The organism is Vibrio sp. 10N.286.49.C3 (assembly GCF_041469545.1).
GTDB lineage: Bacteria > Pseudomonadota > Gammaproteobacteria > Enterobacterales > Vibrionaceae > Vibrio > Vibrio tasmaniensis_A.
This window is the reverse complement of record NZ_JBFRKT010000022.1, coordinates 1-11,824: the sequence shown is the minus strand read 5'-3', so window position 1 is coordinate 11,824 and position 11,824 is coordinate 1. Positions and strand designations below refer to the sequence as shown.

Below are 11,824 nucleotides of genomic sequence, written 5' to 3'. Positions count from 1 at the left end.
GCTATTCCCTTATATCCGTTAATAGGCCAACCTTTGGCACACCTGCACGGCTTAATTCATCAAGTAATAAAACCACTTCAGCGTAAGGCGTTGCGGCATCACCACCAACAGCCACTGGAGAGTTTGGCTTAAGAGACAGCTCAGCTTTCACTCGGACGATAATGTCTTCCATCGATAAACCACGCTGTACTTCTTCGTTGTTCACACTCAAACCAAGCTCACCGTCTTTGTTCACTTCAACGATAATAAAGCTCGCATTGTCGTCACCCAATAGATCTTGTGCAGACTGAGCCGTTGAAGCCTTAGGCAATTCAACATCTACGCCTTGAGTAACGAATGGCGAAGTCACCATAAAAATGATCAGCAAAACAAGCATAACGTCGATGTAAGGTACAACGTTAATCTCTGCTGTCATTTTGCGTTTTTTAGGTTGGTATCCGGCCATCTATTATTCCCTGCCAGCCATCGCTTGACGGTGAAGAATACTGTGAAACTCTTCAGAGAAAGTCGCGTAGTTGTGCTCTAGCTTGCCTACTCGGCTGCTGAAGCGGTTGTACGCCATTACTGCTGGAATCGCAGCGAATAGACCCATTGCTGTCGCGATCAGTGCTTCTGCAATACCAGGAGCAACCATTGCTAATGTCGCTTGCTTCACTTCACCTAATGCGATGAATGAGTGCATGATGCCCCAAACCGTACCAAATAGGCCGATGTATGGGCTGATAGAACCGACAGTCGCCAAAAAAGGTAAGTTAGTTTCCAGTTCATCAACTTCGCGGGCAACCGCAACACGCATTGCACGACCAGTGCCTTCCATTATGAAGTCTGGAGACGCTGCATTTGATTTTCGAAGGCGAGCAAACTCTGTGAAGCCGGCGTAGAAAATCTCTTCAGTACCAGAGAGTTCGTCTTTGCGCTTATTACTCTCCTGATACAATTTAGCGAGATCAACACCAGACCAGAACTTATCTTCAAACACGTCAGTTTGTTTAGTAGCTTGAGATAATACTTTGCTTCGTTTGATGATCATCGCCCAAGAAACAACAGACATGCCCATGAGAATTAGCATGACCATCTTAACTAGTAAGCTAGCTTCTAAAATTAGGCCTAAGATTGAGATTTCAGCAGTCACTATTCGTTAGCTCCGTGAGAATAAATGTTGGCATTGCTTTGGGTTTCATTTTTTGATTGTCGATACATGCTACCTTAACCATTGCTTTACACAATGCTTTGCCATCAGGATTTACGATCTCTTGACAGAAGACCAAGGTAGCTCGCTTCAACTCGTAAATATTTGTAATGACTTGTAAAGAATCATCAAGGCGCGCACCTTGAGTAAAATCGATGTCCATATGTCGGACTACAAAACCGATATTTTGTTCTAACAAGACTTGCTGAGAGACGCCAATTGAGCGCAACATCTCAGTTCGAGCGCGTTCGAAAAACTTAAGATAGTTTGAATGGTATACAACACCACCTGCATCGGTGTCTTCGTAATACACTGTCACTGGCCACGTAAATGGCTTAGATAATCCCTGCAATTTGATACCACAATTCAAAACGATAAAGATCTCACTATAACCTAACTCCTTATCATTAATAGTATATCGCTGTGAATTTTTTGATTTAAGAGACGAAAAAAAAGGCCATCTGTATAAGATGACCTCTTTTTGGCTAAAAACCCAACAAGTATAAAGGTTCACGTCGTTATGAACCTAAATCCTTTGCCTTTTATAAAAGGCGCAGCACCGTTAGGTAGAGCAAAATTGTGAGTGAAACGTATGGGCTGAACAGTACCTGCCACATCCAAGCTCTCGGCTTAAATCCGATACCGTAAACCATGCTTGAACATGCAGCCCAAATGAACATTGGCCCGATGATCGCGTTAAAGCCACCGATGCTTGTCGCATACGCTTCAGGTTCCCACATCACTAAACCTACATGCATGAAACCCAATACTAGAGATAAAGCTCTTAACAGAGTCTTATCCATTGGTTGATGCAGTTTAGCGATTTGCTCTGCGAGATTACTCACTGTCTTTATCCATCATTTCTGAATGCTCTAACCATAGAGCATTGATGATGCCGAATGCACATGCTAGAAGTACACCCAAAATCCATGCGAAATACCACATAAAATTTCTCCTAAGTTATTTAACTTCTAGCTTAGTAAGCTGAAACGTCGTTATCTTCGATGTGTTTCTTATCTAGACGACCGAACATTTTGTAGTATGTCCACGTTGTGTAGCCAAGAATCACAGGAACCATTACCGCCGCAACTCCAGTCATAAGACCAAGCGTTAGCTCACTTGCTGTTGAATCCCACATAGTCAAACTATGGTTAGGATTCAGGCTTGATGGCATTACGAATGGGAACATTGCAAAACCAGCCGTTAGAATAACACCAGCGTTAGATAGGCTTGAGAACAAGAATGCGAAACCACCACGCTCAAAGCGAGATGCAATCACAGCAAGCAGTGGCATTACTACACCAAGAATCGGCGCAGCCCACATTGCTGGATATGTTTCGAAGTTTGTCATCCAAGCACCAACTTGAAGTGATACTTCTTTGTTTAGTGGGTTTGAATCAGCAAACGTGTCTATCGTGCTTGTAATTACATAGCCTTCGATAGATTGAACCCAGAAACCACCGATAACGAACAGAGCAATAGCAATTAGGCCAGTGATCTGAGCAACGTTACGTGCGCGGCTGTGCAGTTCTTCTGTTGTCTTCATTTGAAGCCATGTTGCACCTTGCATCACGAACAACATCAGAGCCAACACGCCACATAGCAATGCAAACGGGTTTAGCAGAGCGAAGAACGTACCATGATACTTAGACATCATCAGGTAGTTCAGTTCGAATGGAACACCTTGCAGTAAGTTACCAAACGCTACACCAAAGATGATTGGCGGAACTGTGCCACTAAAGCAAAGTGCGTAGTCCCATGCCTTACGCCATTTTGGCTCTTCAATCTTTGAACGGTAATCAAGAGCAAGTGGACGTAGCCAAAGTGCTGCTAGCGTCACGTACATTGCGAAGTAGAAACCAGAGAAAGACGTCGCGTAAACCAATGGCCATGCAGCGAACAATGCACCACCAGCCGTAATTAGCCATACTTGGTTGCCATCCCAGTGAGGGGCAATCGTGTTTAGCATAATACGACGTTCAGTGTCGCTCTTACCGATAACAGGAGACAGAGCAGCAACACCCATGTCAAAGCCGTCAGTTACGGCGAAACCAACCAGTAGAACACCGATCAATACCCACCAAATAAGTCGTAAGCTTTCGTAATCAAACATAATATTCCCTCACTTATACTTCGACTGAACGGCTAACTTTGTCTTCAACAGAGTTATCGTTTTGTTCAAAGTGGTAACGGCCTGTCTTTAAGCTACTTGGACCTTTACGTGCGAATTTCAGCATTAGGTAAACTTCAGCAATCAAGAACACTGTGTACAGTGCAAGAATTGCAAATAGAGAAGTCCAAAGCTGTTCAATAGTCAGTGCTGATGCAGCAACGTTAACCGGCAGGATTTCACCAACCGCCCATGGTTGACGACCAAATTCAGCAACAAACCAACCTGCTTCAATCGCAATCCAAGGTAGTGGGATTGAGAATAGCGCCGCTTTAAGTACCCATGGTTTCTGTTCGATCTTCTGACGACACGTTTGAACAAACGCCGCACCGAATACAAACAGCATGATGAAGCCACAAGCAACCATCAGACGGAACGACCAGAATAGAGGCCAAACTGTCGGGATAGAATCATCCGCAGCCATTTGGATTTGGTCTTCTGTTGCATCAACAACATCGTCTGTGTAGCGCTTAAGAAGCAGACCGTAACCTAGGTCACCTTTTACTTCATCAAATGCCGCTTTGTTCTCTTCTGAACGGTCACCACCACGTAGCTTTTCAAGCAACTCATACGCATACATACCGGTACGAATACGATCAACGTGATCGTCGCGCAAGTCACGTAGTCCTGTTACTTCTGTATCAAAAGAACGTGTTGCAATAATACCCATAACGTAAGGAATCTTAATTGCGTAGTCTGTGTGCATGGTTTCTTGGTTTGGAACACCAAATACAGTGAACGCGGCCGGTGCTTCTTCAGTGTGCCATTCAGCTTCAATAGCTGCTAGCTTCACTTTTTGAACTTCACCAAGCTCGTAACCAGATTCATCACCTAGCACGATTACTGACAAGATTGCCGCCATGCCGAAAGATGCTGCAATCGCAAAAGAGCGACGAGCAAAGGCAAGGTCACGACCTTTAAGAATGTAGTATGAGCTGATACCAAGGATGAACATTGCACCCGTTGTGTAACCAGACGCTACTGTGTGTACGAATTTAACCTGTGCTACTGGATTTAGTACAACTTCAGCGAAGCTCACCATTTCCATACGCATAGTTTCAAAGTTAAATTCCGCACCCACTGGATTTTGCATCCAGCCGTTAGCTACCAAGATCCAAAGCGCAGAGAAGTTAGAACCAAGTGCTACTAACCACGTTACCGCTAAGTGTTGACGCTTTGACAATCTGTCCCAACCGAAGAAGAAAAGACCAACAAAAGTAGACTCTAGGAAGAATGCAACAAGCGCTTCGATAGCCAGCGGAGCACCAAAGATGTCGCCAACATAGTGAGAATAGTATGACCAGTTAGTACCGAACTGGAACTCCATGGTTAAGCCTGTCGCTACACCAAGAGCAAAGTTAATACCAAACAATTTACCCCAGAACTTAGTCATGTCCTTGTAAATTTGCTTGCCAGTCATTACATAAACTGACTCCATAATGGCAAGTAGAAATGCCATACCTAAAGTCAGTGGAACAAATAGGAAGTGATACATCGCTGTAAATGCAAATTGCAATCGCGACAGATCAACAACATCAATCATGGTAACTCCTTTGTGTCGGCTGAATGACACTTGTGTGATTATTCACCGCAAAAATCCGTGTTAAAACAATTCGTGAGATTGTTATTACAAATTGAAATTTGTAGTAAAAACGTACCGTTATAGTTAGATTATTGTTAAGCATGAGCTAATATAGCTGGCGCTAATATTACTGGTAAAATCAGTATGTTTCAAAAGGTTTATAGGAGAACCTTGCGTTGATTTGTATCAATTTTATTCAAGCAAATTAGAGTTATTTTTGAACAGTTATGATTAAAATCACACCAATTATGTCTCTATTAATAGCAGCATATGATATCTGTGACAAAAGCTCAGCACCGCATCAACATATGAATTACAACTACCCATAAAGTATTAACAAAAAACATGACAGCTTATTTCATTTTTTGTAACTCAATTCAAACGTGAAATCAAAGTTTTCATTTTTGATGGAGCTATTCAGCTTTTTTATCGACTCGCTCAAAGAGTTGTTATTCAATAGAAAGCAAAAAATCCCAGCGCTTATGCAACTGGGATCTTTAAAAATGAATAAATTAACGATTAGATGGTTTATCGATGCCGAAGTGTAAATACGCCCTGTCGGTCGCGATTCGACCTCTTGGCGTTCTTTGTAGATAACCTTGCTGAATCAAGTAAGGTTCTAACACATCTTCTATGGTATCTCTCTCTTCACCAATCGCCGCAGCCATGTTGTCTATACCAACCGGGCCACCACCAAACTTCTCCATAATCGCAAGCAAAAGCTTCCTATCCATGTAGTCGAAACCTTTAGCATCGACATCCAACATGTTTAGCGCTTTATCAGCAACCTCTGGGCAAATATGTCCATCGCCTTTCACTTCCGCATAGTCACGAACACGGCGCAGCAAACGGTTAGCAATACGTGGCGTACCACGAGCTCGACGAGCAACTTCTAACGCCCCTTGCGATTCCATAGAAAGACCAAGACAATCAGCACTTCGTTGAACGATGTTTTGTAAATCTTCAACTTTATAGTACTCAAGACGCTGAGTAATACCGAAACGGTCACGCAACGGCGATGTCAGTGAACCAGCACGAGTGGTTGCGCCAATCAAAGTGAAAGGAGGGAGGTCGATCTTGATAGAACGTGCCGCTGGGCCTTCACCAATCATGATATCTAATTGGTAATCTTCCATTGCCGGGTACAACACCTCTTCAACCACAGGACTAAGGCGGTGGATCTCATCAATGAATAGAACATCATTTTCTTCAAGGTTGGTCAGCAATGCCGCCAAGTCACCTGCTTTTTCTAATACAGGTCCTGAAGTGGTACGAATGTTCACATCCATTTCATTAGCAACAATGTTTGCCAATGTGGTTTTGCCCAAGCCTGGAGGACCAAATATCAACAAATGATCGAGCGCCTCATTACGCATTTGTGCTGCTTTGATGAAAATTTCCATCTGACCACGGACGTGATCCTGACCTTGATAGTCGGCAAGTGCTTTAGGGCGTATTGCGCGATCAATGACATCTTCATCTTTAAAGACCGGATTATCCGGTGCAATCAGGCGATCGGCTTCAATCATAAATTCTGTTATTCCTAACTCTGCTCTTCCTGACTCTGCGCTTCTTGACTCTGTGTAAAGGCAAAGTGAATGAGTCTATTTTGTAGAACAAGTATATGAGGTATTAAACCATCGACTTTAGTGCTTCGCGAATCAATTGTTCACTTGTCATGCCATCTTTAGCCACTTGAGAAACCACCTTAGAAGCTTGGGTCGGCTTGTAGCCTAATGCAAGTAGTGCACTTACCGCTTCTTCTTCCGCGTCGTGCACCGTTGGCATAGAGTCCATTGGCGCTGCATCTGTTGCAGGTGTAAACAGGTCACCTGCGCCCCACCCTTTCAGGCGGTCTTTCATTTCAACGACCAGACGTTCTGCGGTTTTCTTACCAACACCCGGCAGTTTAACCAGCGTTGAGATATCTTCTCGTTCAACACTTTGAACGAATTGGCTAGCGGTCATGCCTGAAAGAATCCCAAGACCAAGTTTAGGACCGACACCATTCGCTTTAATCACTTCACGGAACAAGGCGCGCTCTTTAACCGTGTTAAAACCATAAAGTAGCTGAGCATCTTCACGTACCACAAAATGAGTGTAGATAATTGCTTCTTCGCCTACGTTTGGTAACTCATAAAAACAGCTCATTGGCATTTGAACTTCATAACCAACACCACTGACTTCAATCAATAATTCTGGTGGCTGTTTTTCTATTAATGTACCGCGGAGACGTCCAATCACAATTCACTCTCTTGATGGAATTTAATTTGGAGGACAGAATATAAAAGAACTGGATACTTATCCAGTTCTTTGTGTTTTTTGAAGTGAATTATTTAGACTTGCTTGGCTTGCGAGACCACGCAGTTCAAGCTCGCGACCAGTTCTTTAACCGAAGTCACATGACCTGTTAGCTCAGAACCATAATTAGCGACTAAGCCTGACACCGATTTAGTTTCCGCCACACTTTGGGCAACTTCTGAACTGGCGAGATCGAGCTCTTTTAACGAATTCATCTGCATCGCCATAATATTAGTCAGTTGGTTAACGTCGGTCGAGATGGTTTGCACCTCGGAGATAATCCCGTTCATTTCATTGGCCGTGGTTTCAATGATTGCTCTGCCATGCTCCACTTCCTCTTTACTTCGGTCTAACAAAGTTCGAATCTCTATCGCGGAATGACTGCTTTTCGCCGATAATTCTCGCACTTGATCAGCGACGACAGCAAACCCTCGTCCTTGCTCACCAGCACGAGCCGCTTCGATTGCCGCGTTGAGTGCTAATAGATTGGTTTGCTCAGCAACCGAAGTGATCAAATCAGCGACTTTCATTATCTCTTGATTACTTTGAATAATCTGGCTGATCGCATCGGTTGACGCTTCTAGTGACTCTGAGCTCTTTTGCGCTTTAGTGCCAACCGCTTCGCTGCGCTCTTTTAGTTCACCCACAAATGAATTGGATTCTTCGATGCCTTGAGTCATTTGATGGAGTTGTTGGCTCATCTCTTCTGCAGCGCTTGCTTGAGATTCACAATTGATGTTCAACACCTCAACTTGAGTATGCAAGTCTTGTGACTGCTGATCCAAATAAACCGAAACACCTTGCAGACTCTCTGAATTCGAATTGGCTTGGTCGAGCACGATAGAGAGCCGACCTTCACTTTGCGTCGCTTGATTGGCAACGTGTTGGCTTTCTGAAATCGCATCCTCTGCCATTTCGATGGCCACCTCTTTCTGTTTCGCAGTAAATGCTTGAGCAATGCAAATCACCACCAGCGGCATAATCACACCAGACCACGTTTCAACCATTACCGCTTCAGGAGTAAGTACTAACTGCGGAAATGCAAATCCATTGAGATGTGCTGAGGTCATCACTAATGAAACACCGATAACCAGTCCACTCCATACCAAAGCCACAATTCGTGTTCCTGATAAGAAAAAAGCGACCACTAACAAAGGCACCCAATAAGCTTGAGTGGAAGCCACAACTCCACCGCTTTGATAGATGATGTTCAACGCGTGAACAGCCATGCCGACAAAACCAAAGTTAAGTGCAAGGCTCGGCTTACTCGTCACACGAAGTAGCAGTGCAGAGATCAGTTCGAATACGATAAGAAATACAGATGTGGCGATCAGAAGTTGCTCTTCGTGCTTAGTCCACTTGATTAAGCTATAGACACCCACGAAGAATGCGATAAAAGTGAAGAGTAATAAGATATCGACTTGTCTGACTTCGTTGTTACTCCAGCCATTGCTTTTAGGTAGAAACAGCGCGCGCCACAGCTTGATTGGGTTCATCAGTGATCATCCTTGATTAACTTGTAAGACCTCCGACCAATGTTAATAACATGTTAAATGATACGCAATGTTATTATCTGGGTTCTGTTCGAAAGATCTCATTTCATCAAGGATTTAGGTGCGTATTGTTTTGATATGAGCCAAACGGGGCGTAAGGCTCATCGAAAGAAAACTTCTAGAAAGCGATAGGGGGATTAACGGTAGCGTCCTTTTCTCGCACCTGTCGCTTTACCTGCCAGTGCAACCAAGGTTTTATTGGTGTTAGCGTGAGTGATCGCTACGCCGAGAGCATCGGCAGCATCAGCCTGTGGTTTGGCAGGTAGCTTGAGCATGCTCATCACCATATTCTGAACCATCGACTTATCAGCACCACCATTACCTGTCACCGCTTGTTTGATCAAACGAGCCGCATATTCATGAACGGGTAAATCCGCATTCACCGCTGCCACAATCGCACTACCACGAGCTTGTCCAAGCTTAAGTGCAGAATCAGCGTTCTTCGACATGAAAACCTGCTCGATCGCAAACACATCTGGCTGAAACTGAGTGATGATTTCGCTCACGCCAGCGTAAATCTGTTTTAGTCGACCTGGCAGTTCTTTTTCGGAAGTACGAATACAACCACTACCTAAGTAATATAGATGGCGACCATTTTGACGAATCACGCCATAGCCGGTAATGCGAGAGCCAGGGTCAATCCCTAAGATAATAGACATAACTTCAATACTGATTATTTATACATGCTTTTCAGCTTAGTATATCGAACGCAAAAAAAAATGCCCGTCAAATTAACGGGCATTTTCTAATTTACTCACAAATCTTGACTAATTAATTAAGAGCTCTCTATCAACTAGGATCTCTTCATCAACGAGAAAGATAACAGGCTTACGCTTGCTCTTTCTTCTCTGCCAATTTAACAGCGATTGCTAGCTCTTCCAGTGATGCTGGGTTTGCTAGGCTTGGCGCATCTGTTAGTAGACATGCTGCAGCTGTTGTTTTCGGGAATGCGATAACATCACGGATGTTCTCTGTACCACAAAGAAGCATAGCTAGACGGTCAAGACCGAATGCTAGACCTGCGTGTGGTGGCGTACCGTACTTAAGTGCTTCAAGTAGGAAGCCGAACTTCTCTTGTTGCTCTTTAGCTTCAATACCTAGGATACCGAACACAGCCGTTTGCATTTCTGCGCTATGAATACGTACCGAACCACCGCCTACTTCGTAGCCGTTGATTACCATGTCGTATGCATCAGAGTTTGCTGCTGCTGGGTTCGCTTTTAGCTCTTCCGCGTTCACACCTAGTGGCGATGTGAATGGGTGGTGCATTGCGTGTAGGTTACCTTCGCCGTCTTCTTCGAACATTGGGAAGTCAACAACCCACAGTGGAGCCCACGCTTTCTTGTCTGTTAGCTCTAAGTCATCACCTAGCTTGATACGAAGTGCGCCCATTGCTTCAGCAACGATGCCCGCTTTGTCTGCGCCAAACAGAATGATATCGCCAGATTCAGCTTGAGTGCGATCTAAAATACCGTTGATTACGTCTTCGCTTAGGAACTTAGCAACTGGAGATTGAATACCTTCCATGCCTGCAGCACGGTCGTTAACCTTCATCCAAGCTAGGCCTTTCGCGCCGTAGATGTTTACGTGTTCAGCGTAACCGTCAATTTGCTTACGAGTTAGCTTAGCACCACCTGGAACACGGATAACTGCTACGCGACCTTTTTCGTCGTTAGCTGGGCCAGAGAACACCTTGAATTCAACGTCTTTAACCAAGTCAGCAACGTCAACTAACTCTAGTGGGTTACGTAGATCTGGCTTATCAGAACCGAAACGACGAATCGCTTCAGAGAAAGGCATTACTGGGAATTGACCTAGTTCAACATCTAGAAGTTCTTTCCACATATCGTGAACAAGCTTCTCAGTTACGTTACGTACTTCTTGAGAAGTCATGAAAGATGTTTCGATATCGATTTGAGTAAATTCAGGCTGACGGTCAGCACGTAAATCTTCATCACGGAAACATTTAACGATTTGGTAGTAACGGTCAAAACCAGACATCATCAGCAGTTGCTTGAACAGCTGAGGAGATTGAGGAAGTGCGTAGAAGCTACCTTTGTGAACACGGCTTGGTACTAGGTAGTCACGAGCGCCTTCAGGTGTCGCTTTCGTTAGTACTGGCGTTTCGATGTCTAGGAATAGGTTCTCGTCTAGGAAACGACGAACGAAGCTAGAAGCACGCGCACGAAGCTTGATACGGTCGCTCATTTCTGGACGACGAAGATCGATGTAACGGTACTTAAGACGCTGCTCTTCAGAGTTCGTTTGGTTGAAGTCTAGTGGAAGCGCTTCTGAACGGTTGATGATCTCAAGGCCAGTTGCGTAAAGCTCAACTTCACCCGTCGCCATATCTTTATTTACTTGGCTGTCAGGACGAACACGTACTTCACCAGTAAATTTGATACAGAATTCATTACGCAGTTGGTTAGCGATCGGAAAGATATCTTTCATATCTGGATCGACAACAACCTGAACGACGCCTTCACGATCTCGCATATCGATAAAGATAAGACCGCCTAAATCACGGCGACGGTTTACCCAGCCGCACAATTCTACAGTTTGTCCCGCCAGGGACTTGTTCAGGTTACCACAGTAATGGGTACGCATAATGAATTTCCCAATCTCTTAATTATTTACTAATTTCCAAGCTGTCAGTGGTCATTCCACACAACAGAGCAAAGGAACATTTATACGCGGAAACTCGCTTAAAATCGACCTTCCACATTCGAATTTATTGTGTTTTATCTGGCTTTGCTGCTTTTTAGCCCATCAAGTGCGCAAAGATTCATCAAAACCGAAAAAATTGCGATAATTATATCTCGAAAGTACCTTAATCAGCAAAACTCTCGTAAAGTAGATTTTAGGGCGCGTTGACCTTTCGTGGTTAAATTTCGTTCGAGATAAAAGCGTTTTAATCGCGGCGAGGGAGAAGTAGCCTAGTCATTCTAAGCAAATCTCCCTCAACAAAGAGTAAAACGCTTTTAGCCGAACCCTTCGGGCAGCGTTTGCTGGTCATTTCTACTACGTTA

12 protein-coding genes are annotated in these 11,824 nt (G+C 44.1%); all 12 read right to left on the bottom strand.

Translation table 11 applies throughout. The features are described 5' to 3' along the window. Position 1: 1 nt before the first annotated feature. The 12 genes from tolR to aspS all read right to left on the bottom strand — a co-directional run bounded on the left by tolR (position 2) and on the right by aspS (position 11,402). Positions 2–445 (bottom strand): protein TolR, encoded by a 444-nt coding sequence (tolR, locus tag AB4180_RS10100; RefSeq protein WP_004736481.1) that lies wholly within the window; start codon positions 443–445, stop codon positions 2–4. 3 nt (positions 446–448) lie between these two features. Then, positions 449–1,132: a protein TolQ gene (gene tolQ, locus AB4180_RS10095; RefSeq protein WP_009846377.1), complete on the bottom strand. Its 684-nt coding sequence runs from the start codon at positions 1,130–1,132 to the stop codon at positions 449–451. Next, positions 1,122–1,559: a tol-pal system-associated acyl-CoA thioesterase gene (gene ybgC, locus AB4180_RS10090; protein ID WP_102250074.1), complete on the bottom strand. Its 438-nt coding sequence runs from the start codon at positions 1,557–1,559 to the stop codon at positions 1,122–1,124. Before ybgC ends, tolQ begins: the two co-directional genes overlap by 11 nt. Positions 1,560–1,731: 172 nt before the next feature. Then, positions 1,732–2,034, bottom strand: a complete 303-nt coding sequence (gene ybgE, locus AB4180_RS10085) for a cyd operon protein YbgE (RefSeq protein WP_102250075.1) — start codon at positions 2,032–2,034, stop codon at positions 1,732–1,734. Beyond that, complete coding sequence (cydX, locus tag AB4180_RS10080; RefSeq protein WP_000270284.1) at positions 2,027–2,134, bottom strand: cytochrome bd-I oxidase subunit CydX; 108 nt, start codon at positions 2,132–2,134, stop codon at positions 2,027–2,029. Before cydX ends, ybgE begins: the two co-directional genes overlap by 8 nt. A 31-nt stretch (positions 2,135–2,165) precedes the next feature. Continuing rightward, on the bottom strand, positions 2,166–3,302 hold the full coding sequence (gene cydB, locus AB4180_RS10075) for a cytochrome d ubiquinol oxidase subunit II (protein ID WP_009846374.1): 1,137 nt from the start codon (positions 3,300–3,302) through the stop codon (positions 2,166–2,168). Positions 3,303–3,315: 13 nt separating this feature from the next. Next, positions 3,316–4,902 (bottom strand): cytochrome ubiquinol oxidase subunit I, encoded by a 1,587-nt coding sequence (gene cydA / locus AB4180_RS10070; RefSeq protein WP_009846373.1) that lies wholly within the window; start codon positions 4,900–4,902, stop codon positions 3,316–3,318. A gap of 551 nt (positions 4,903–5,453) precedes the next feature. Beyond that, positions 5,454–6,470 carry a Holliday junction branch migration DNA helicase RuvB gene (ruvB, locus tag AB4180_RS10065; protein ID WP_009846372.1) on the bottom strand — a complete coding sequence of 339 codons (1,017 nt, stop codon included), beginning with the start codon at positions 6,468–6,470 and terminating at the stop codon, positions 5,454–5,456. A gap of 103 nt (positions 6,471–6,573) precedes the next feature. Then, entirely contained in the window at positions 6,574–7,185 is a 612-nt protein-coding gene (gene ruvA, locus AB4180_RS10060; RefSeq protein WP_009846371.1) for a Holliday junction branch migration protein RuvA, read from the bottom strand. Positions 7,186–7,277: 92 nt separating this feature from the next. Then, positions 7,278–8,738, bottom strand: a complete 1,461-nt coding sequence (locus AB4180_RS10055) for a methyl-accepting chemotaxis protein (RefSeq protein WP_102250076.1) — start codon at positions 8,736–8,738, stop codon at positions 7,278–7,280. A 194-nt stretch (positions 8,739–8,932) separates the two neighbouring features. Continuing rightward, the gene (ruvC, locus tag AB4180_RS10050) at positions 8,933–9,454 is read right to left on the bottom strand and encodes a crossover junction endodeoxyribonuclease RuvC (protein ID WP_009846369.1); all 522 of its coding nucleotides are present in this window, start codon (positions 9,452–9,454) and stop codon (positions 8,933–8,935) included. Between the two features lie 169 nt (positions 9,455–9,623). Further along, the gene (aspS, locus tag AB4180_RS10045; protein WP_009846368.1) at positions 9,624–11,402 is read right to left on the bottom strand and encodes an aspartate--tRNA ligase; all 1,779 of its coding nucleotides are present in this window, start codon (positions 11,400–11,402) and stop codon (positions 9,624–9,626) included. Positions 11,403–11,824 lie beyond the last annotated feature (422 nt).